Annotated in this window: 17 protein-coding genes, 2 pseudogenes and 1 riboswitch; of the genes and pseudogenes, 7 read left to right on the forward strand and 12 right to left on the reverse strand. The window is 61.6% G+C overall.

Annotated elements, in window-relative coordinates; translation table 11 throughout:
• Nucleotides 1–422: 422 nt before the first annotated feature.
• From HPY55_06895 to HPY55_06930, 8 genes and pseudogenes are all read right to left on the reverse strand, one after another.
• Nucleotides 423–983: pseudogene (locus HPY55_06895) on the reverse strand (TPM domain-containing protein).
• 72 nt (nt 984–1055) lie between these two features.
• Nucleotides 1056–1733 carry a hypothetical protein gene (locus HPY55_06900; GenBank protein ID NPV70357.1) on the reverse strand — a complete coding sequence of 226 codons (678 nt, stop codon included), beginning with the start codon at nt 1731–1733 and terminating at the stop codon, nt 1056–1058.
• On the reverse strand, nt 1730–3364 hold the full coding sequence (locus HPY55_06905) for a Nif3-like dinuclear metal center hexameric protein (GenBank protein ID NPV70358.1): 1635 nt from the start codon (nt 3362–3364) through the stop codon (nt 1730–1732). Before HPY55_06905 ends, HPY55_06900 begins: the two co-directional genes overlap by 4 nt.
• Nucleotides 3355–4023, reverse strand: coding sequence for an SAM-dependent methyltransferase (locus HPY55_06910; protein NPV70359.1), 669 nt, complete (start codon nt 4021–4023; stop codon nt 3355–3357). The genes HPY55_06905 and HPY55_06910 overlap by 10 nt, the downstream gene beginning before the upstream one ends.
• Nucleotides 4024–4115: 92 nt before the next feature.
• On the reverse strand, nt 4116–5288 hold the full coding sequence (locus tag HPY55_06915; GenBank protein NPV70360.1) for a glycine C-acetyltransferase: 1173 nt from the start codon (nt 5286–5288) through the stop codon (nt 4116–4118).
• Nucleotides 5289–5339: 51 nt separating this feature from the next.
• Nucleotides 5340–5876, reverse strand: a complete 537-nt coding sequence (gene mobB / locus HPY55_06920; protein NPV70361.1) for a molybdopterin-guanine dinucleotide biosynthesis protein B — start codon at nt 5874–5876, stop codon at nt 5340–5342.
• A 74-nt stretch (nt 5877–5950) separates the two neighbouring features.
• Nucleotides 5951–6604, reverse strand: a complete 654-nt coding sequence (gene metW / locus HPY55_06925) for a methionine biosynthesis protein MetW (GenBank protein ID NPV70362.1) — start codon at nt 6602–6604, stop codon at nt 5951–5953.
• A 76-nt stretch (nt 6605–6680) separates the two neighbouring features.
• Nucleotides 6681–7913: a homoserine O-acetyltransferase gene (locus HPY55_06930; protein ID NPV70363.1), complete on the reverse strand. Its 1233-nt coding sequence runs from the start codon at nt 7911–7913 to the stop codon at nt 6681–6683.
• A gap of 79 nt (nt 7914–7992) precedes the next feature.
• A riboswitch (SAM riboswitch) is annotated at nt 7993–8101 on the reverse strand.
• Between the two features lie 164 nt (nt 8102–8265).
• Here HPY55_06930 and HPY55_06935 point away from each other — a divergent pair.
• Nucleotides 8266–8667 carry a DNA-binding protein gene (locus tag HPY55_06935; GenBank protein NPV70364.1) on the forward strand — a complete coding sequence of 134 codons (402 nt, stop codon included), beginning with the start codon at nt 8266–8268 and terminating at the stop codon, nt 8665–8667.
• A gap of 3 nt (nt 8668–8670) precedes the next feature.
• Here the strand turns inward: HPY55_06935 and HPY55_06940 are convergent, their stop codons facing one another.
• The gene (locus HPY55_06940) at nt 8671–9954 is read right to left on the reverse strand and encodes an MFS transporter (GenBank protein ID NPV70365.1); all 1284 of its coding nucleotides are present in this window, start codon (nt 9952–9954) and stop codon (nt 8671–8673) included.
• A gap of 284 nt (nt 9955–10238) precedes the next feature.
• On the opposite strand from HPY55_06940, the gene HPY55_06945 reads away from it, so the two are divergent.
• From HPY55_06945 to HPY55_06970, 6 genes are all read left to right on the forward strand, one after another.
• Nucleotides 10239–10793 (forward strand): hypothetical protein, encoded by a 555-nt coding sequence (locus HPY55_06945; GenBank protein NPV70366.1) that lies wholly within the window; start codon nt 10239–10241, stop codon nt 10791–10793.
• Nucleotides 10794–10931: 138 nt separating this feature from the next.
• Nucleotides 10932–11918, forward strand: a complete 987-nt coding sequence (locus tag HPY55_06950) for an ABC transporter ATP-binding protein (GenBank protein NPV70367.1) — start codon at nt 10932–10934, stop codon at nt 11916–11918.
• An 89-nt stretch (nt 11919–12007) separates the two neighbouring features.
• Complete coding sequence (locus HPY55_06955; protein NPV70368.1) at nt 12008–13573, forward strand: ABC transporter substrate-binding protein; 1566 nt, start codon at nt 12008–12010, stop codon at nt 13571–13573.
• A 63-nt stretch (nt 13574–13636) separates the two neighbouring features.
• Nucleotides 13637–14554: an ABC transporter permease gene (locus HPY55_06960; protein NPV70369.1), complete on the forward strand. Its 918-nt coding sequence runs from the start codon at nt 13637–13639 to the stop codon at nt 14552–14554.
• A gap of 29 nt (nt 14555–14583) precedes the next feature.
• Nucleotides 14584–15519: an ABC transporter permease gene (locus tag HPY55_06965; GenBank protein ID NPV70370.1), complete on the forward strand. Its 936-nt coding sequence runs from the start codon at nt 14584–14586 to the stop codon at nt 15517–15519.
• A gap of 14 nt (nt 15520–15533) precedes the next feature.
• Nucleotides 15534–16496, forward strand: coding sequence for an ABC transporter ATP-binding protein (locus tag HPY55_06970; GenBank protein NPV70371.1), 963 nt, complete (start codon nt 15534–15536; stop codon nt 16494–16496).
• Nucleotides 16497–16621: 125 nt separating this feature from the next.
• Here HPY55_06970 and HPY55_06975 read toward each other — a convergent pair whose 3' ends face one another.
• From HPY55_06975 to HPY55_06985, 3 genes and pseudogenes are all read right to left on the reverse strand, one after another.
• Complete coding sequence (locus HPY55_06975; protein ID NPV70372.1) at nt 16622–19822, reverse strand: DEAD/DEAH box helicase; 3201 nt, start codon at nt 19820–19822, stop codon at nt 16622–16624.
• Nucleotides 19823–20935: 1113 nt separating this feature from the next.
• A pseudogene (locus HPY55_06980) lies at nt 20936–21570 on the reverse strand (hypothetical protein).
• Between the two features lie 227 nt (nt 21571–21797).
• Nucleotides 21798–22022 carry a molybdopterin synthase sulfur carrier subunit gene (locus HPY55_06985; protein ID NPV70373.1) on the reverse strand — a complete coding sequence of 75 codons (225 nt, stop codon included), beginning with the start codon at nt 22020–22022 and terminating at the stop codon, nt 21798–21800.
• Between the last annotated feature and the right edge of the window lie 18 nt (nt 22023–22040).

Genomic DNA, 22040 nt, shown 5'->3' on the forward strand with positions numbered 1-22040 from the left:
GATCCCCCAGAACCCCCGAACCCTCCGGAGCCAAAGCCGCCGCGCCCACCCCTCGGCCAACCGATGAACGGGCCTCCAATGTAAGGCCCCGTGCGATACTCGCATTCTTCAGTGAACCCGCAGCTTGAGCACCTGTATACCTTGACGGCGAGTCCGGGTGCGAACGCCGTGCCGTGGCGGACGATCCTGTCCGTCACGTACAGGGGGTTACTGCATCTCGGGCAACGTCGCCGCGTGTGCAGGCCCGACATCGCACGACTCAGCGCTTTCCCGAACACACCCGTAATGAAGACCAAGCCAACAGCTATCAGGACGAACCCAAGCAGAGCGTTAAACCCAAACCCCGTGGACGAGGGCGCGGGGGCCTTCTCGCCTTCCTTGCCCCGGGGGAGTCCTTGCCCCTGGTCAGCAGCTATCAGCCGGTACATCGACTGAATACCCGCGTACAGGCCATCGCCGAACCTGCCGCCCTTGAACTGTGGCACCACGTCGCGGTCGAGGATCTCGCCGATCCTGCCGTCGGTCAGCACCTTCTCGAGGCCGTAACCGACCTCCACTTCGACGCGGCGCTGCTCCATGTCGAGAAGTACGAGGACGCCGTTGTCCTTCCCCTTCTGGCCCACGCCCCATTTCTTGAAGAGGTTGACGGCGTATATCTTCGGCGTCTCGGGCTGCGTTGTGGGCATGATCGCCACAACAACCGCCGCGCCCGTGCGCTTCTCTATCTCAATGCTGAGAGCCTCAATCTTCGATTTGTCCTGCGGTGATAGAACCTTCGCAAAGTCGTTGACCGGACCGGTCGCATCGGGGTAGGCCGGCGCGGCACTCGCCAAGGATGCTGCAAGGCATATGACCGCGAGCGCGACGACCAGTACCGTAACGCTCCCCGAGCGGCGTTCTCCCGGCTGACGAAACCTGACTGCGCACGCCCCTGACACCGGGTCCATAACCCCCCTTCGTGTGTGTCGCCACACTGAGACCATTGTATTATAACACCTCGAGGAAACGGTGTGCGCCGGGTTTTGTTCCACTGAGGAATACGCCTATTCCTGAGGTTATGTCTGAAGCAGGTCAGACGTCAACCACACGCCGTAGGCGAGGGCTATTTGCCGCTCGAGCAGCTTGACGTCCGTGGCATAGCCCTGTTCCTCGAGGCTCGTCATGAACTCGCCGTGCGCGCGCCCCGCCCTGTAGGCTGGCTCGCGCGAGGGGTGAGCGAGGTAGCGGCGGACTACTCCGGCGCAATCCATGACCAGGAGGCTCGCCTGGAACAACCCGACCTCGCGCCTGAGGTAAAGACTCGACCCGAGGATCTTCCTGTCACCAACGCATACGTCCCCGAATCCCCGCACGCCGAGCGGCGCCGCCGCAGCGCTGCACGTACCGGGGGCGAGTGGTTCGAGAGCCCGGACGACGACCCCGGACAGCTCTCTCATGAGGACTTCGACATCGGGGAGACTGCCGATCGGGAAACACACCGTGATCACGATCATCCCGGGGGCCAGCACCACGGCCCCCCCGCCGCCCTTGCGGCGGAATACGGTGACGCCGTCCTCGGCGCACGCCTCCAGGAGCACGTCCGCAAGGGGCGTCGTCCTGCCCAGCACCACCGAAACCACGTCGGGGCCGCTCAGCTCAACGAACCCCCGCCGCTCGCGCTCGAATCTTGCCAGCGCGAGCGCGTCGCCGGGGTACGGCTGCACGCCAGGCGGGTCGGGCGGGCGAAGACTCAAGCCGATCCCTCCGCGGAATCGAGCGCCTTGTTCACCAGCCGGTCGGCGCGCCTGTTCTCCTCCCTGGGGATGTGACGGACCTCCCACGACTCGAACTCCCGAAGCGCGGCCAGCGCCTGTTCGTAGAGCCCGGAAAGCCCCGCGTTCTTCACCCTGTATTCGCCGCTTATCTGCCGGGCGACGAGTTCGCTGTCGGTGTTTATGATCAGGCGGGAGGCGCCGGCGACGCGCGCCCGCTTCGCAGCCTCTATGACGGCACGGTATTCCGCAACGTTGTTCGTCGCCTGAGAGAGCGCAATGCCCTCTTCAACAAGCGTATTGCCCGACCCGTCCAGCAACACGACAGCGTAAGCAGCCGGCCCGGGATTGCCTCTCGATCCCCCGTCCACGTATGCGACAACAGTACCGGTTGACCGGACCGTGGGCTTGCTGCCGCGGCCGTCCTCAGCCGGCTCCTCACGGGCCGGCGCCCCGCTGCTCGCGGCGCTGACAACGACGAACGGCTCCGCCTCGGCTCCGGAGGCGCGCGCGCAGAAGCGCGGTTGGACCGGCTTGAATCGCTGGTTCAGGCGCCGTACGATCTCCACAACCACAGGTCTCTCGCTGGAGAAATGCCCGACGTCGATGAGCGCCAGGTTGAGGGCCGCCGCGGCCACCGCGTGGGTATACTTAATGTCCCCGGTGACCAGCACGTCCGCGCCCGCGCCCGCCGCAGCGTACAGGTGGTCGCCGCCGCTCCCGACAGACGTCGCCACCTTCGCGATCCTCCTCGAAGGGTCACCGAACACGCGGACGCACGGGGCATTAAGGATGCCGGCCAGCCTGGATGCGAGGTCTCCGAGAGAGACGGGCTCGTGCAAATCCCCGACCCGGCCGCTCCCCCTGGCCCTCCCGGGGTTGCGCAGAGGGTAGAGGTCGAACGCGACCTCTTCGTATGGATGCGACTCGAACATCGCCTTCAACACGCGCGCTTTCGCGGACTCGGGCAGTATCGTTTCGAGCCTGAGCTCCTCCGCCTTCTCGATCTGGCCCACAGTGCCCAGGAACGGGTTCGCGCCCTCGAGCGGTTTGAACGTGCCCGTGCCCGGGGCCTGGAACGTGCAGTGGCTGTAGTTGCCTATCCACCCCGCGCCGGCCGCCGCGATTGCGTCGCGCACCTTGTCCTCGTGTCCCTTCGGGACGAACACGACGAGTTTGATTAGCGAATCCTCCCCGGTGGGCTCGAGAACCCGCGGTCCGTCGCCCGGGCCGGAGCCGTCCCGCCCTTCGATCCCAACGGCCGCAGCCAGGGTGTCGTCGACACCACCCATGGCCACGTCCAGGTTCGTGTGCGCTGAGAACACCGAAATGCCGGAGGAAATGAGTCTCGCGAGCAATCCGCCGGGCCCGGCCGCAGTGTTTATAGAGTTCACAGGCTTGAATATGAGAGGATGGTGGGTGATTATGAGCTGCGCGCCAAGCCCCACGGCCTCATCCACAACCGCGGGCGTTGCGTCGACAGCCACGAGGACTGTTTCGACGGCGGACGCCGGATCGCCAACCTGCAACCCGGGGTTGTCCCACGAACCCGCGTACGACGGCGGGGCCCATTCGTCCATGAACTCGATGATGTCGGCTATCCTTACAGGCATCTCAGGACCTCCTCGAGGCGGCGTTTCCGTTCTATCCACCGGTTGAGTCTCGGGTCACCGCGATCGGCGACGCCCTCCTCCATCTTGCGAATGACGCCCTCGCACTCGGATATCTTCAACTCGACGTACGCCGCGAGCAACGGATGCCGTTTTCGAAGCAGCGCAGCGCCGATCTCGTATTCCAGGCCATCGCCTGTTCCGCCTGCGGACCCGTCCCTTTCCCCGGGAGGGTCGAGGCAGATCACCTCGTAAAACCTGCCGCCCTCCGCGACGAGGTCCTCGTCGGCGACCGGCAGTCCTGCGCCTGCAGCCCAGCGCCTGACCTCCTCCGGTTCGCTCATGGGCTGCAGCACGAGCCTCCGCTGCAAAACGACAGTGCCCATCGCCGCGGACAGTATCGAGCAGATCGTGAGGCCACCCATGCCCGCAACGACGATCGCGCCGGTTTCGCCCGGTGAAATCACCTCGAGCCCGTCGCCAAGCCGGAGGTCGACGCAGCCGGCTAGTCCGTATGTCTCCACCGTGCGCTTCGCCGCCGCCAGGGCCCCCCGGCTCGAATCGGTGGCGATGACCCGCGGGCATTTTCCCGTGGCCACGAGCCACACTGGAAGGTACGCGTGGTCGGTGCCCACGTCGGCCGCCACCACGCCGGAAGGCACCAGCGACGCGACCGCCGCAAGGCGAGGGCCCAGTTCGGGCAGGCCCGCCTTTCGAAGGACCGGCGTTTCAGGGGATCGTCCTGTCGAACGCTCTATATTACGGCCAACTCCTTGCCGACCTTCTCGAACTTCTCGAGGCCATAGTCCAGGTCCTGTCGCGAGTGCGCGGCGCTGATCATAACCCTGATCCTCGCCTTGCCTTTGGCAACAGTGGGATACCCGATCGACTGTGCGAACACGCCCTCTGCGAAAAGCTCCTTCGAAAACTCGGACGCCTTCACCGCGTCGCCTATCATCACCGGCGTGATCGGCGTCTGGCTCACACCCGTGTCGAAGCCCAGCCGTTTCATGCCCGCCTTGAAGTACGCGGCGTTGTCCCACAGCCTGCGCACGAGCTCGTCGCTGTCCTGCAGTACCCTCACCGCGGCGATGGACGCCACAACATCAGCGGGGCTGAGCCCCGTGCTGAACAGGAACGGCCTCGCGCGCTGCTTGAACCATTGCACGAGCTTCGCCGCGCCCGCGGCGTACCCGCCCACCACGCCGAACGCCTTGGACAGCGTGCCGATCTCGACATCGAATCTCCCCCCGAGGCCGAAGTGATTGACGATGCCGCGCCCACCGCGCCCCAGCACGCCCTCGCCGTGGGCGTCGTCCACCACCGTTATCAGGTCATACCTCTCCGCGACCTCGACTATATCCGCGAGCGGCGCGATGTCGCCATCCATACTGAACACACCATCGGATACGACCAGCCGCCTGCGGCCGGTGTTGGATTTGACCGCGTCTTCCAGGGCGTTGGCGTCGTTGTGAGCGTACCTGACTGTGAGCGCCCCGCTAAGGCGGCAGCCGTCGATGATGCTCGCGTGGTTCAGCTCGTCGCTGAAGATGACGTCGCCCTGCCCAACCAGGGCGGGTATCACAGCCTGGTTGGCCACGAAGCCGGACTGGAGGAATATCGTGTCCTCGGTCTCCTTGAACTCGGAAAGGGCGCGTTCCACCTCCACGTGGGGGGTCATGGTGCCTGCGATGGTCCTGACCGCGCCGGGCCCGACGCCGAACTCATCGAGCGCCTTCCGCGCGGCGTCCTTGAGCCGCGGGTCGTTGGCGAATCCGAGGTAATTGTTGGAGCAGAGGTTCAGCACCCGCCTGCCGTCGGCCACGAACCACGGCCCCTGGGCACTGGAAATCGTGCGGATGTTGATGAGCAGCCCCTGCTCCTCAAGGGATCCGAGCTCCTGGTCTATGAAATCAAGCCTGGACAAGAGAGTCTCCTCCTCGAAGAGGTTTCCTTGAGATTTCCTTCCTGAAGGAGCTCATATTCTCCGGCTGCGGGTATGTTCCTCCAGTATCTTCCTGACGATGAGGTCCGCGATTCCCGCGTGATCATCGCGGCGGTACACCGGGCGGGGTAGGGCCCCGGCATGGCCGGAATCGCCGGCCGCCCCGGGGGCGACGACCGCGAGCAGTCCGGGGTCGTCGCCGCAAACCAGATCAGCGGCGTCGGGACTGCCGGTTACTTCTATCTTCGATGCACGCGCCCCCTTGAATCCCTCGACGAGCACGAGGTCGGCGCCCTCGAAATGGCGGAGGACGTCCCCGAGCGACGCCTCGCCGGCTTTCGGCCTGTAGATCGCGTATCCTTCCGGAGTCACCAGGCAGGTCGAGGACGCTCCCGCCTCGCTGAACCTCCACGTGTCCTTGCCGGGGTGGTCGAATTCGACATGGTGACCGGTGTGCTTCACCACGCCCACACAGAGGCCGCGGGCGCAGAGCTCGCGGAGTAGACCCTCGATGAGCGTGGTCTTTCCCGTACCCGACCGCCCGCAGATCACGACGTAAGGAACCGGCACCGGCATCACCTCCGTTGCAGCACGACCGGGTCAGCCTTCGCCGTCCCGGCCTCCGGCCCCTCCCTGCCTCCTCCCTACCCTTTCCTTATAACATATAGTGCCTCCTCGGCGAGGACGTTATCGGTCGGGGTCAGAGTCCTGACGCCCCCGCCGGCGTACGCGAGGCGCTCCTCGACTACCACGCCGTTATTGGCGCACCACGTTTCGAAGTCGCGGATGGTAAGCAGGTGGATGTTGGGGGTTTCGGCCCAGGAATATGGGAGGTGCGGCGTTACCGGCATCCGCCCGAGCGCAAGCAGCTGGGCCCGCACGGGGAGGTAGCCGAAGTTGGGGAAACTGACGATGCCGAGGCGCCCCACGCGGATCATCTCGTCGAGCACCTTGAGCGGCCTGCGAACCGTCTGTAGCGTCGTCTCCAGCACCACGTAGTCGAAGCTTCCATCGGGGTATGTTGCGAGGCCCTGGTCGATGTCGGCCTGGATGACGGGGACGCCCCTTCCGATGCACCTTGACACGCTCTCCTGGTGCACGTCTATACCCTGGCCTGTGACAGCCTTCGTATCCATGAGGTGGGCCAGCAGGTCCCCGGACCCGCAACCGAGGTCCAGTACAGACGCCCCGTGCGGTATGAGCCCCGAGATAACGCGGTGGTCCCAGCGCTCGGCGCCGGGCAAGCCGGCCTGCTGCGGAGCCGGTCCTGTGCGCCCGCTGGCGGAATCCCTGGCCATCCTGGTCAGGGTCTCGACGGGATCTCCTGAGCCGTAAGCCTTGAGGGCCTGCATGATCGTGGCGAGTTCGAGTTCCTCATCCCAGGCGAATTCCGGCACGGCGGGCGACACCTCCCACGAAGCTCCTCACCATGTGACCCACGGCGTCGACCTCCAGCAGAAACGCGTCGTGTCCGTATGACGACTGGATGTTGGCGTAGGTCACCTCCAGCCTGTTGGCGGACAGCGCGTCAACCCATTCCTTGCACTGGGCGGGGGTGTACAGCCAGTCGCTCGAGAACGAGACGACGAGCCAGGCGCATTCGGAACGCGCTGCGGACTCGACCAGATCGCCCCCTCCCCACACCGACGCGTCGAAGTAGTCCATGGCCTTGCTGATGTATATATAGCTATTGGCGTCGAAGCGCTCGCTGAACGCCTTGCCCTGATGCCTGAGGTAGCTTTCGACCTCGAATTCGGGGTCGAGGTTGAACGACGGGACGTCGCCGTTCTTCAATCGACGTCCGAACTTCCGGCCCATGCTGACTTCGGATAAATAGGTGATGTGCCCGATCATGCGCGCCACGCCCAGCCCCCTGGCGGGTGGGTCATCATCGTAGTAATCACCGCTGCGGAAGTTGGGATCCGTCGTTATCGCCCGGCGCCCGACGGCGTTGAACGCGACCCCCTGCGCGCTCAGCCGCGGCGATGCGGCCAGCACCACTGCGGACCGGACGCGGTCGGGATACGCCAGCGCCCACTCGATGGCCTGCTGCCCGCCCAGCGACCCGCCTGCAACGGCCAGCAGCCTCCGGATCCCCAGGTACGTCACGAGCCTCTCCTGCAGTCGTACCCAGTCCCCGACCGTAGTGACGGGGAAGCGGAGCCCGTACGGCTTTCCCGTTTCGGGGTCCGTGGAGGACGGTCCCGTCGTCCCGTAGCAGCTCCCGAGGACATTCGAGCAGATTACGAAGTAAAGGTTCGTGTCAAACGCCTTGCCGGGGCCGACCATGGTGTCCCACCAGCCGGGCCGGCCCACCCTCCAGTGCCTGCCGTCCTGCTCGGCCTGCGCGTCCCAGCCCGCCACGTGAGCGTCGCCGCTGAGGGCGTGCAGGATGAGTATCGCGTTGTCTCGCTTCTCATTGAGCCGGCCATACGTCTCGAACTCGACCGTCACCGGCCAGAGGCTCCTGCCGCAATCGAGCGGCAGGGGGTTGGATTCGTCCGCAATCTGCAGGCGCTGCGGTCGCGTCCATCCCACGGAACCGGGTGAGTCGGGCGCGTCATACTCTTTCTGCGCCCTCGTAAGCACGTTCAACGGGTCACTCATAGGCCTTACGGGTTCCCCTCCCAAATGGCAACGCCCCTTCGAGTGGAAGGGGCGCAACATGTTTGATCGTTGGCCTCCACTCTCATCTCTCAGGGTTCACCCTGCAGGAGTTGGCACCTTTACGGCTAATGGAACCGCGAGGTTGCCGGGCTTCATCGGGCCAGTCCCTCCGCCGCTCTGGATAAGAGGAGTTGCCTCTCCGTTTTTCCAGCATGTGCTGGTTTTGCGGCTATCGTAGCACGCTGCAATCCGCCGTGTCAACAGCGGGTGCCAGGGTAGTGTGGGCCGGGCAGCGAAGACTACAGGGTAAGAGCCCGATTATACACCGCAGACAAGGAGGCGGAATTCGCTGATGGCACACGCGCTCGATCTGAAGGTGAAAGGCACCGAATTGTGGGTGCTCGAAGCGGGGGACGACCTGCAGGAGGGTATCGCCAGGATGGCGGCCGAGCGCGGCGTCAACCGGGGCATCGTGGTGTCGGCTTTTGGCTCCCTATCCACGCTCTGCGTGGCGAACCCCGCCGGTCCCTCCCAGCCACCGCCCATGCAGGTGACCACGGAGTCCGGGCCGTTCGAGATATTAAACGTGACGGGGACCATCGGGAGCGTGGCTGTGCCCACGGACTCTCTCCACGGGCAAGTCCACGTACACGTGGCCGCTTCGGGCAAGGACGGCAGGGTGCTGGGCGGGTCGCTCAGGCCGGGGACGAAGGTTTTCTGGAAGGCCCAGCTCAACGTGCTGGTACTCGAGTAATCCTCAGGAATCCTGCGCGGCCGCGGCGCCCCTTCGCGGGAACAGCGGCAGCAGCAGGCCGATGCTGAGGAACGGCAACAGTGCCATGGCGCCGTAGATTAGCGCGAAGGACGTATACTGGCTGAGCCCGGCGCAGGCCTGTCCAAGGGCGACGCCGAGGTCATTCGCCGCAGTATACAGGCCGAACGCTTTGCCGCGCGCGGCCGGCGGGGTCCTTCCCATTACGGTGGCGGTTAGCGATGGGAACGAGGCGCCGTATCCCACGCCGTAAAGCACCGCCGACAGGACCAGCGTCTCGAGAGTTCGCGCCAGCGCCAGCGTGGCCACGGAGCCCGACAGGCACACCAGCGCGACCGTTATCACCCAGAACGCGCCCGCACGGTCGACGATCCGGCCTGAGAACATCCTTACGAGGACGACGACCGAGGTCTGAATCACGAAGAAATAGCCGTAACCCTCGAGCCCGCGTTCCTTTGCCATGATGGGCAGGAATGTCATGATGCCCCCAAACGAAAGCGTTATTGATATCAGAATGAGCGCCGAGAGCCCAACCACGACAGGGTCCAGGCGCGCGGCCTGCCCCGCGGCCCCCCTTACCGCGGCTTTCCCGGCCGTCCCCGGCCGCCCGGCGCCACCACCACTGGCGGCCCCACGCGCCGCGCCACCAGGCCAGGCGGCAACGGCAACTTCGTCGTCCTGCGCGCGTACGACCCGCCTCGTAGCCGCCAGGATCGCGATCGACGCCGGCCCGACCGCGGCGGACAGCAGTAAGGCGAGGCCGTAGCCACCATTCTCGTACAGCCACGACCCGACCGCGGAGCCGAACCCCTTCGCCATGACCAGCGCTATGCTGAACCACGCCACCATCTCGCCCATGTGCTCTGCCGGAGCCCACGAAACCAGGTAGCTGTTGGACCCGACGGTGAACGTGCCGACACACGCGCCTGCCAGCAGCTGGCCGGCCGCGAGCATGAGGAACGCGTTGCTAAAGAAGAACAGCGCGGGCACCGCGCAGAACACGATTCCGCACGCCGTGAGCACCCTCGTGGGGCCCGACCTGTCGGTGAGCACGCCGGCGAGAGGTCTGAATACCAGCGAGCTGATGGAGAACACCGAGGCGAGCGCGCCTATGGTGTTCTTCTGCCAGCCCAGCTCCCGGAGGTACATTGGAAGCACGGGCAGCAGGACGTAGTACCCCAGCAAGAACACGGTGGCCGCAAGCGTGGCGCCCGCCGTGATGGTGAAAGCGCGCCCGCGCGCACCCCTCAGCCTATCGAGAATCCCCACCGTTTCGCCCCCCGGGACCCTGTCGCCCGCACGAATGCGACATAATGCCGGACAACATCAAAGGCATCTATTCACCTGACGCGCCTCTCTTCCTGCCACGCCGCCGGAGGAATACCTGGGGAGCGGGACACTATTTGACACGACCACCGAAGAAGGTATGCCCCCCAGGGCGTCGAATAGATCAGCGGTCCAGCAGGAGTTCGTCATCCCCATAGACAGGATCTTGAACTGACGCCCGAAGAGCGGTACTCTTGCCTTATAGCACGGTAGGAGATGGTCGGTCAGTGGTCAAGGTGGTGGTGGCCACGCCGTATCCGAGGTCGCAGATGCTCCTCGAGAGATACGTCGGTGGGTGCCTGAAGGGGATAGCCAGTGTACGCGCTACCTCGACAGACAGTGTTGATGGGTCCGAATGCGACATAATTGTCGTGTACCAGAGGGGCCCCAACGAAACGATATTCAGACAGCGTTTCCCGGACGTCCGGGTGATAGGCATAAGCTTTGAGATACAGGCGTGCGGCGTCCGCCAGCTGGCGGCGCTACCCCGGGGGATGACCCTCGGCGTGGTCGCCGGCCATAGAACGTGCGCGAACATGTTCCTGAGGGAGATCCTTGACAGCGGGATCTACCAACCCCGGTTCCTCACGGGGGCGTTTGGTGACATGCCGTCGATGACTGTGGACGCGTTCGCCGTGGCGGAAGAGATGGAGGAGACGCTCAGAGCGGTCTATCCTGTGGACAAGGACAAGTTGCTGGTTCTCCCGAGAAGCCTCAGCAACCCGTCCGTCGTCGAACTGATAAGCGCCGCCAGCGAAGCGAGCAAGGCGAAGCAGCAGTAACGCTCGCCGCTCAGCGTCCACCAGCGCCAAGCCGGAAGGGTTAGAACGGAGCCCTGTTTCCTGGGGTTCCGTTCTTGTGCATTAGGGGCGCACTGCCAGAACCATCAAGTTCAGGTAGGCCAAGGGAGGGGGTACCTCATGAGCAGCACCGGAGAAGAGGAGGTCATCCTGTCAATACGTGACCTGAGGGTATATTTCAGTACCTCACAAGGGTTGATAAGGGCGGTCGACGGCGTGGACCTCCACGTGAAACGCGGAGAGACCATGGCCCTGGTCGGCGAGTCGGGATCAGGGAAATCGGTCACCGCACTATCCGTGATGAAACTGGTCCCGGTCCCTCCGGGGAAGATCGTCTCCGGTAAAATCAAGTTCCTTGGCGAGTCGCTGCTCGATCTGAGCCCCGCGGAGATCCGCGAGAAGAGGGGCCGCGACATCGCTATGATATTCCAGGAGCCCATGTCGTCGCTCAACCCCACCCTCACGATCGGCGAGCAAATCATGGAGGTAATCAGGCTCCACCAGCATCTCGAAGGAAAAGTGGCCCTCGACAAGGCGGTTGAGATGCTCGGGCTCGTCAAGATACCGAGCCCCGAAAAACGCGTCAGGGAGTACCCCCACGAGCTGTCCGGCGGGATGAAGCAGCGCATCATGATCGCCATGGGGTTGTCTTGCCGTCCGAAGCTGCTGATAGCGGACGAGCCGACCGCCTCGCTGGACGTCACCATTCAGGCCCAGATCCTGAACCTGATGAAGGAGCTCCACGAGCAAGTGGGTACGACGACCCTGCTCATCACGCACTCGCTGGGCGTCGTCGCGGAGATGGCCGACCGTGTGTCCATCATGTACGCCGGTCAGATCGTGGAGGTCGCTCCGGTGGAGGACCTGTTCCACGACGCCAGGCATCCGTACACCCAGGGACTGATGAAAACGATCGTCAACATCCGTGAGGACGCGAAGCGCCTCGACGTCATCCCGGGGGCGCCGCCGAACCCGGGGAGACTCCCACCGGGTTGCCGGTTCCACCCGAGGTGTCACCTCGCGGACGAAAGGTGCAAGACGCAGGAATCCAGCTACGTCGCCGTCGGGAAAGGAAGATGGGTGAGGTGCTGGTACGCCAGGCCATGACTTGAAGGGAGGTGCATGGGCAGGAGATTAGAGAGACCGCATTGGGAACCTCGTGTTAAGGCTTCGAGACATCAAGGAGGGGATCATCAGTGAGAATCCGGTCGAAGGCAATAGCGCTGTGCATGGTCATGGCGCTGGTCCTCGCCATCGGGGTCGCAGGCTGCGGCAAGGCCCCCGAGAAGAAGGCCGAACCGGCGCCCACGCCCGCACCTGCGCCGTCGCCGGCACCCAAGCCCGTGAAAGAGACCATAGTCATCGCTCTTCAGGGTGAGCCAAGTACGCTTGACCCGCAGTTCGCCGACGACGGCAACATGCGCGCTGTCACCGAGAACGTGTTCGAGCCGTTGCTCACCATCGACGGCAAAACGCTGAAGCCCATTCTGGCGCTGGCCGAAAGTTACAAGACCGTGAACCCGACGACGTGGGAGTTCAAGATCAGGAAGGGCATCAAGTGGCAGAACGGCGACGCGCTCACTGTGGACGACGTCGTGTTCAGTGTCCTCCGGCAGATCGATCCCAAGTTCAAGTCGCAGATCGCCAGCAACTTCAGGACTATCAAAGATGCCAGGAAAGTCGACGAATCCACGGTTAACATCATCACCGACGGTCCCGATCCGGCTCTTCCGGTCCGCCTCACCGGCCTCATGATCGTCAACAAGAAGCACGTGGAGGCCGTGGGCGACACTGTTGGATCCAAACCCATCGGCACCGGCCCCTACAAGGTCATCGAGTGGAAGAAGGGTGTCTCGATCTCCGTCGAGGCGTTCGACGGCTACTGGGGGAACAAGCCCAGCGTGAAGAAGGGCCTCTTCAGATTCATCGAAGAGGGCTCGACGAGGCTGTCGGCGCTCAAGGCGAACGAGATCGACGTGGCCGTCAACATGCTCCCCGAATACATCAAGGACGTCCCGAAGGTAGCGTCCGTTGAAGGGCTCGAGTTCCCGCTCGTCCGCTTCCTCCAGTTCAAGGGCGTAATGAAGAACCCGCTGATCAGGCAGGCGGCCAACTACGCCATCGACAAGGAAGCCATCGCGAAGAGCCTTTACGGTGGCTATGCGTCACCGGCGCTCGGCCAGATGTTCAAGCCCGGTTACGTCGGGTTCAATTCTGAGCTCAAGCCCTATCCCTATGACCCGAATAAGGCGAAGGAACTCCTGAAGCAGGCCGGATACAAGGGCGAGAAGATCCAGATGGTCGCCCAGCGCGGTCGCTGGCTGAAGGACGGCGAGCTCGCCGAGGCAGTCTCCATGCTACTCAGGGATGCCGGCATGAACGTAGAGCTCAAGTACTACGACTGGAACGGCTGGCTCAAGGTGCTGTTCGACAGGAACCTCGCACCCGACATGATCGTGAGTTTCCACTCGAACGACCTGTTCGACGCCGACAGGACGTTCTCCGCGTTGGTTCACAGCAAGGGCACGATGTCCTCGTACCTCAGCGCCGACCTCGACAAGAAGATCGACGCCGCCAGGACAGAGATGGACAGCGCGAAGCGTCAGAAGATGTACGAGGAAGTCGGCAAGGTCATCTACGATGATCCTGCATTTATCTTCCTCGTGAACATCAAGGACATCTACGGTCTCTCGAAGAGCCTCGATTGGCAGCCGCGACAGGACGGCAAGAAGCTCCTGTCGGAGATGAGAATCGTCCAGTAGCAGCACCGGTTCGGTAATCTGCAGGGGAGGGGTCACACCCTCCCCTGCGGGGGAGGATCAGCGATGCTCAGATATGTGACCCTTCGGATTGCATATTCGCTACTTGTCATAATTGGGGTGTCGCTCCTGGTATTCGTCATACTCCATCTCATCGGTAACCCGGTGGACATCATGCTCCCCTTATCGGCAACCGATGAAGAAAGGGCGCAGCTTGAGCACCAGCTGGGCCTCGATAGACCGCTGCTCGAGCAACTGAAGGATTTCATGGCGGGGCTCATCCGGCTGGACTTCGGCATGTCGTGGTGGCAGAAAGAACCCGCGCTGGGGATCGTGCTCGAGCGAATGCCGGCGACTTTCCAGCTCGTCCTGTTCTCGTTCGTGGTCGCGGCGGCGATATCGGTACCACTCGGGATCATTGCCGCCTACAGGCCGGGCTCCACGCTCGACCGAATCCTGACCGCGGCGGCCCTGACGGGAATATGCCTGCCTACGTTCTGGGTGGGCCTCATGCTGGTAACGGTGTTCGCCGTGAACCTCGGATGGTTCTACACCTCCGGCTACGGAACCGTCCGCCACCTCGTCCTGCCGGTCCTTGCGCTGTCGATCGTACCTGCGGGCCGTATTGCCCAGGTCCTCAGATTCTCGATGCTCGACCAGCTCAACCAGCAGTACGTCACGACAGCCCGGGCCAAAGGGCTCGATGAGAAGACCGTCATATTCAAGCACGCTCTCAAGAACGCGGCCCCGGCCGTCGTTACGACTATTGGCGTGGACCTGGGAAGGATGCTCGGCGGAATCAGCTCACCAGTGGAGCACGTGTTCGCCTGGCCGGGCTTCGGCAATCTGATCATCGACACGATCCAGCACCAGGACTTCCCGCTCTTGCAGGCATGTGTGTTCGTCGTGGCGGTTATCATCACAGGGATAAACCTGCTCACAGACTTGTCCTACGCCCTGTTCGACCCGAGGATCAAGCTCTGAGCCGGACCAGTGGATTGGGGGTCTAACGCATGAGTAATCAGCTACAGGAGAAACCCCGGGCGGGCGATAAGCCGGCCGCGGTGTTCGTCCCTCAAAGCCGCCGGTCGCGTCTCCAGGGCTCGCTTCGCCGCCTGTGGAAGGACAAGGTCACGCTGATATCGCTCATAGTGGTGTTGCTGGTCGTCTTGTCCGCCGTGGCGGCTCCCATAGTCTCGCCACAGGATCCGACGAAGGGCAACCTTCTGAACAGGCTGAAGCCTCCGGCCTGGGCGGAGGGTGGAAACCCGAAGTATCTCCTCGGGACCGACCAGCAGGGGCGTGACGTGCTCAGCAGGATAATCTGGGGCGGGCGCGTGTCGCTGATGGTCGGCTTCATCTGCGTCGCCATATCCGGCGCATTCGGTACCCTCCTGGGTCTCGTTTCAGGTTACTTTGGAAAATGGGTTGATACGTTCCTGATGCGTATCGTTGACATACAGTCATCCTTCCCGGGACTCCTGATCGCGCTGATGTTCGTGATGGTGCTGGGTCCGGGGAAGTGGAACCTGATCGCCGCGCTGACGTTCAACGGCTGGATGGTCCACGCCAGGATGGCGCGCAGCCAGGTGCTTTCGATGAGGGAAACCACGATGGTGGAGGCGGCGCGGGCGATCGGTTCTTCGACGACGCGTACGCTGTTCGGCCACATATTCCCCAACATCATCTCTCCGCTCATCACGACGTACGTCCTCGAGATCGCCCGTATCATCGGCGCCGAGGCTACGATGAGCTTCCTGGGCTACGGGATACAGCCGCCGGAGTCATCGTGGGGACTCATGATCGGCGAGGGCCGCGTGTACATGACCCAGGCGTGGTGGCTGGTGACGTTCCCCGGCGTTGCGATAGCTCTGACTATCCTGTGCCTTAACCTTGTCGGCAACTGGGTGCGCACCGAAATGGACCCGTTGCACCGTACAAGGCATTGAGGGAGGGACTCTCGATGAACGACCTCATCGTAGTCGACAGATTGGTGAAGTACTTCCCCGTGGGTGGAGGGTTCCTCGCCGGTCCGAGGCACTTCGTGCACGCCGTGGATGACGTCAGCTTCGTCATCAGAAAGGGCGAGACGTTCGGGCTCGTCGGCGAAAGCGGTTGCGGCAAGACGACCACGGGGCGGTTGATACTGCGCCTGATCGAGCCGACGAGTGGAGAGATCCTGTACAACGGGAGAAATGTACTCGAGCTCGGCAACGAGGAAATGCGCAAGATGCGGCGGAAGATGCAGCTCATCTTCCAGGACGCGTTCAGCTCCTTCGACCCACGAAAGACGGTATTCGACATCGTCGCGGAACCGCTGCAGGTTCACAGGCTGGCGGCAGGCGCGCAACTGTACGAACGGGTGAGCGAGCTCCTGGTTACGGTGGGCCTCGAGCAGAGGCACGCGTCCGAGTACCCGCACGTCCTTTCGAGCGGCCAAAAGCAGTGCGTGGGTATAGCGAGGGCGCTTTCGCTCAACCCCGAGTTCATGGTGGCGGACGAGCCAATCTCCGCCGTGGACGTCTCGGTGCGCGCCCAGGTACTCAACCTGATGAAAGAGTTGCAGGAGAAGCTCGGGCTGACGTACCTGTTCATCTCCCACGACATGAGCGTCATCAAGTTCCTGTCCGACAGGGTGGGCGTCATGTACGTCGGCAAACTCGTGGAGTACGCCAACAAGCCGGAGCTGTTCCGGAACCCAGTGCACCCATATTCGCGTGCGCTCCTCGCGGCGGTGCCGATAGAGGACCCGGACGAGCGAAAACCGAGGCAGATCCTCGAGGGTGACGTGCCCAGCCCCATCAACCCGCCGGGCGGGTGCAGGTTCCACACGCGATGCACGTACGCAAAGCCCGTGTGCAGTGAGGAGGAACCCCCACTCACCGACAGGGGTGGCGGGCACTACGTGGCCTGCCACGTGTTCTGATCTGGTTAACACTCGCAAAAGCAAGGCGCAAGATGGATAATGAGCGGACGCACATGCACGGGCGGGAACTCAGTACACCGCCCGTGCGTATTATTGGTAGGACAAGGTTCGAGGCTATCAGGTGACTATTCTCCGAGACCATTCAGCCTACGCCAAACCCGCAAGCAGTCACCACCCGTCATTGGGTAGCCTGATGGGGCTATGCGACCCCACTGCCCAGCATCTAATGCAGACAACCAGTCGAAGGCGTCCCTCGGCCTAGCCGGCGACAGCCCGTACTGGCGCCTGAACTCGGCAGCCGTATTGTGGGCTAGTGTCCTCGATACTCCGGCCATACGCATCAAGACAGCATCCTCTGTGTTTACGCCATAGTACACCATACTGGGAAGAGTGTTGAGCAAGCGACGTTCGTCTGGGTCCAGCTGTTCAAAATCAATGCCGAGCTTTTGGAGTGCTGCGATTCCCCAAGTAACATTAGTCACGAGATTGCCATAAATGGCATCACAGCATTTGGTCAGGGCATGCATATCCGTGCCATCAAAATACGCCTGTGCCAGTTCTCGAAGGGTCCGACCATTCACCCAATCGACTGTGAGTGCAGCTAGCCATCTGTGGCTCACTCCGGTTGCTGGTATTTCTCTCAACTGGGAAAGCTCGGGGATCCGAAGCATCACACCCATGAGGTCCCTCAGGGTGGTCGTGCCCTTTGAAAACAATTGATCCGGTTTCCAATCGGATAATCGGAGGTCTTCGTTGCCTAAGCCTGCCAAGGCTATCCGTACATTATCAGGCGCAAAACCAGTGTCCTCGGCTAGTTTCGCGCTACCCGGATCCTTTTCAAGTCTCCTGACATAGCGGCGAGCAGCCTCAACGAGCTTTCTGGCTGCATCTGGATTAGATCTCTCCAGCGACATATAGCCGTACGTATCCCTCAGAATCAGCTCCAACCGCGTCTCCAAGCGCGAGTCTTGCCCGGATTGGTTGAACAGATGGGCGAGATATTGCATAAAGGCAGACCAAGTGGGCAAAGGTGCCAAAAGATGGAGGTCCAGTTCAGATCCACTCTTGCTGGCCTCGTCGTAGAGGGCTAGGAGTGACGATAGCAGCTCCTTGTGGGCGTCTTGAACGTATTTCCTCAATTCTTCGTCCTGACCTGCATAATCTGAGGTTGAGGCAATTCCAATCAGCAGCCCCACACCGGGTTGACCTAGACGACCTGCTCTCCCTGCTAGGTTCCAGAACTCGCGAAAACCCATCTCCTTACCTCTGGGGTACTTGAGTGAGGAAATGAGTATGGAGTTCACGGGGAAGTTGATTCCTTGCGCAATCGTTGTGGTTGCACAAAGCACCTTTAGGTGCGACTGTTCGGTAAGCCACTCGATAAGGAATCTGCATTCATCTGAAAGCCCCGCATGGTGGACCGCTATGCCATGCTGTAGCAGCTTACACAACTCATGACCCTTACCGTATTCCGCCTCAATGAACCGCATTACCATTTCTACGTCTGGCGCGACTCGATCGAGTCTCGGCAGCACTTCTTTGAGCTGAACCGCAGCAGACCACGCGTGAGGTTTCTGCTGGGTGATCACCAATGAGGTCCCACGACGACAGAGCTCGACTGCCATTGCACAGGACATCGTTGTGAGGCAACCCCTGACCTTGCTGAACGACTTAGGCAATGGTCCTGGGTCCCCAACGTAGACCGGGCTGTCCAGCCCGAGGCTTGGATGGCTGGTGGCGATCGATTCGAACTGCATTTGCCATCCCCTTGGAGTAGTCCCGGGAACAGCATAGAACCTACCAATGACCCGATCGTTCGGCTGCCAATCAAGGCTCATTGAGATGGCATTAGGCGATTGAGGGTCCAACCAGCGAGCCAGTTCCATGCCATTTGAAACAAACGGAGTAAGCAGTAGGAATTTGGCCAAGGGGCAATCGCGTTTAACCATCGCAAGAAGGAGCTCATGCTTAAGACCACGGCTTTCATCTTCTATGCTATGAGCCTCATCCATGATTAGAAGCACCAAATCCCTCTTGACTCGCCCCTGCCGTATTATCACATCCAGTTTCTCAGGGGTACAGACGAGCACGTCAAACGCACTTTCGTCTCCAAGGACTTCTTCTTCGAGTTGGTCCACATCAAGTGCTGCACTGATATGTTCAACACGCACGTTCACGCAGGCCAGTTCCCGCCGTAATCGGGCCGTTATCTGGTTGACTAGGGCCCTTGTCGGCGCGGTATATGCTATCCAGCCCTTTTGTTGGCCGAAATGGTTTACAGCTTCCAGTATCCGGAAGACGGCCAGCTGAGTCTTACCGCTGGACGTTGGGAGACTCACGACAACGGCGTTGTGTGTTCTGTCCAAGAGGCCGCACTCGAAGATCGCCCGTCGCTGAGGCGGCAACAGTTCGAGCGTTGTCTTTTGAGAGCTTGTTAGGCTGCGAACGTACTCGGTTATGCTAGAGTTGAACCGTTGTGATACATTCCACACTGCATTTTTCAATAGCCTGTGCGAGGCCAAATGCAGCCAGCGAAGTAGGTTACCGAGTTCGAAGGAACCAGATACGTCTGCCCCTGTTACTGCCTTTTCAAAGTGGAGGTCTATTTGAGGCCCAGCATCCGCGGGTGTTCCTTGCAGCATATATGCAGCAAGCACATCCGTAGCCTTGGCCCAGTGGTAGAATGACACCAGCTGTATGGCAGCGGAAGTAACGGCATTCCGATCTAAGGCGCCAAGATACTCCCTCTCATATTCGTGCTGTTGATGGCGGAGAAAGGAAATGATGCCCGCAATCTGGTTCACTTCGTCCCAGCTTTCCCTTCTGACAAGCCTCACCCACGTCTCAAGTATCTTGCTGGCTAGCAGTCCATCCCAGCCTTCCAGGCTCAGAGTCATATCATCACCGATTGTGTCGCATATCCAGCGTTGAACATCAGTATGTCTATCAGCTAGATACCCGAGGGCGATGCAACGGAGTATGTGCGAGGCCCTTGCTTCGGGCAGGTTAGGAACCGGCAGAGACCGCACTAAAGTGAAGGCTATCGTACAGGCGTCGGAGAACTTGCGCAATTCTTCGGTCTGGTCTTCGCTTGGGTACCTAGCAGCTTGCCACCACTCCAAAGCAGCAATTTCACAAGCATGAACCGCTTCATCAACTAGCTCGCACTCTCTATCAGAAAGAAAGCAACTGGGCTTCAACAACTCACCAAATGAGCGCTGAAGGATCTGACGTTCGGCAATGTGCAGGGCCTCTACGAGCCGACCTTTGCCGAACGCCTCAATTGCCCAGCTTTGTGGTATCCGTAGCTGCTCATACAGCCTCATGATGCTCCTCCCGCACTGCATAAGGCCGCCCATTTGCCCGCAGGCAGGTCCGTATGCAGCGAAATAAACTCGATCGGAGCGTTCTCGCGGGCAACTTCAGATGCCGTATCGACAGAACTCTCAAGGTCTCTTGGAGAGGGCCGAGTGTCTCGCATTAGTACGCCCCAGTAGCAGTATTCATTGGACAAATGCGCTACGAACGCAGCCCTGTACCGCGAGAACCACCACTGGTTCAGGGATCTGACGCCCAAGTTCTGGACTAGCTGCCTACGCCTATTACGCGAGACAACGAGTTCCTTAACCTGGAACGGAAGGCCTTTAGGTCCGTATACAACTCGTGGGGGTGTGTCGGCATCACTCGAAGTCTTCACCTCACCGAAAGCGAAGAATACTTGTTCATCGATGGTAACTAGCCCGACCAGATCCGTCCCTGGCAGGCTTGCGGTGAGTGAGCGTAGGTCATGTTGCGTTTGCCACGGGAAGAGGCAGCCTCGGTTGTCCTCCAGCCATCATTGTGCAAAAGTCTCCCCGATGCGCCACGTTTCCATGCCGTTGAAACTTGTCAGAGTCGCTCGTATCTCGTCATCCGCGAAACCTGTACTCTTTATCGCCAGGTCGTTCTTCAGTCTCTCCAGAACACCCGTCGAATGATGAGTGGGTCCAACTCTCTGGGTTAGCGACGTCTGCGTTTGCTCGGCGGTAAGCCGATACGCCCGACCAAGGCAGAGACTGGACCCGATGCAATACTGCTCTATTCCTTGTGGAATTCGACGCTCGTTTGCATCGTTCACGAGTCCCTCCGGCTACCATTGGACTACCTCTAGCCTAGGTTGTTCGTGGTTTCCTATTCACCTTCCTTGTGCCGCGATCCTTCGGAGATGGCAGTTTCTTTCTACAAGAGAAGCTTTGCCTCGATTTCATTAAAGCCAATATGGTCGAAGCAGGCTTCGAGACAGAGGTGCTTCCAGGCATAATGAGTTCCCATTTGGTAGCATTATGCCTGGTGCTGAATTCGCGGCGACGCGATTTTATCTTGAGATCTGGTCGTCTCCCCTTCAAAGTCAGCAGAAGGTCGCCCGGCCGGCCCGCCGGACTCGTTGGGTGCGCGAACCCTTATCGGCCGCGCGGGCCGGGTACCGTACCTGGAGAGCCTTCCAGGCACCCTTTCAGGCCGAGCGAATCCAGTTTCGAGGCCGTAGGCAGGCCCGTCCTGACGTCCCACCCCCTGGCCTCGTAGTATTCGTCCAGCATGGGTTCGAGTTCAACGACGCTACCCGCTGAGGGGCCGCACTCCGTCCCCAGCGGCTCTTTCAGGAAACGCCCCGGCAGAGTGTCGTCCTTGCGCGTGAGCCCTTCCCTTGCGTTGAAGCAACGCTCCAGGTTGACTACCCGCTCGCAGGCCGCGCGGAGGTGGTCCCCTCCCCTGCTCGCAACGGCGAAACCCAACGCGTAGCCCTTGAGGCCCCTGGGGTCGGCCTGGAACACCACGAGGCCCTTGCGTGCATCGCGAGTCCCTCGCTGCCCCTGCCGATCCTGGCGGCCGCCGACCTGACCCCGTCTGCAAGCACGTCGCCGAAGCCCTCGCGCTGCGCGATCTTCTCCACCAGGGCCAGGATAGTGGCGTTTCCCCATCCGAGGTCCAGGCCGTCCGCCTCGTCTCGAGAGATGATTCCTCGCTCGTGGCACTCCATCGCGAACGAAATGCACTCGGATGTCGATATCACGTCCATCCCATACCTGTTGCACATGTCGACCGCCTTTAGCGCCACACCCAGGTCGCCGTTGCCCACCCTCGACGAGAACCCCGCCAGCCCCTCGAACTCCGGTCCCTCGAGTTGTCCGCTCGCTCTGGGTCGTACCTATGCTGTTCAGGCAGATTGTATGAGTTGGGAGCAGGTCAAGGTGTCGGCCCTGCAAGGCCTCCAGGCGCGGACCCGCCCGTTCGGCCGGCCGAACCCGGAGGCTCTACTGCACGTCAGCCGCCGATCACAGGCGGCACAATCATGACCTGGTCACCGTCGTTCAGCGCATGGGCGAGTTCCACCTGTACTCCATTCACAACGGCGAGAGAGATGCCGTTCTCGTCGAGCCCAACGGCCGCCAGGAGGTCGGTGACGGTGGAGCGCGGCGTAAGTTCGACACTGCGGCGCTCACCGAGCGTCTCGGTGAGACTCCCGAAGAACCTCACGGATACTTTCATCACCACCACCCCCGCATT

The sequence above is a fragment of the Bacillota bacterium genome (assembly GCA_013178305.1).
GTDB lineage: Bacteria > Bacillota > Sulfobacillia > JABLXB01 > JABLXB01 > JABLXB01.

Bases quoted from the DNA above. Each gene is read 5' to 3' on its own strand.
- HPY55_06905 (NPV70358.1), bottom strand. From the start codon at position 3,364: ATGCCTGTAAGGATAGCCGACATCATCGAGTTCATGGACGAATGGGCC.
- metW (NPV70362.1), bottom strand. From the start codon at position 6,604: ATGGCCAGGGATTCCGCCAGCGGGCGCACAGGACCGGCTCCGCAGCAG.
- HPY55_06930 (NPV70363.1), bottom strand. From the start codon at position 7,913: ATGAGTGACCCGTTGAACGTGCTTACGAGGGCGCAGAAAGAGTATGAC.
- HPY55_06935 (NPV70364.1), top strand. From the start codon at position 8,266: ATGGCACACGCGCTCGATCTGAAGGTGAAAGGCACCGAATTGTGGGTG.
- HPY55_06950 (NPV70367.1), top strand. From the start codon at position 10,932: ATGAGCAGCACCGGAGAAGAGGAGGTCATCCTGTCAATACGTGACCTG.
- HPY55_06960 (NPV70369.1), top strand. From the start codon at position 13,637: ATGCTCAGATATGTGACCCTTCGGATTGCATATTCGCTACTTGTCATA.
- HPY55_06965 (NPV70370.1), top strand. From the start codon at position 14,584: ATGAGTAATCAGCTACAGGAGAAACCCCGGGCGGGCGATAAGCCGGCC.
- HPY55_06970 (NPV70371.1), top strand. From the start codon at position 15,534: ATGAACGACCTCATCGTAGTCGACAGATTGGTGAAGTACTTCCCCGTG.
- HPY55_06975 (NPV70372.1), bottom strand. From the start codon at position 19,822: ATGAGGCTGTATGAGCAGCTACGGATACCACAAAGCTGGGCAATTGAG.
- HPY55_06985 (NPV70373.1), bottom strand. From the start codon at position 22,022: ATGAAAGTATCCGTGAGGTTCTTCGGGAGTCTCACCGAGACGCTCGGT.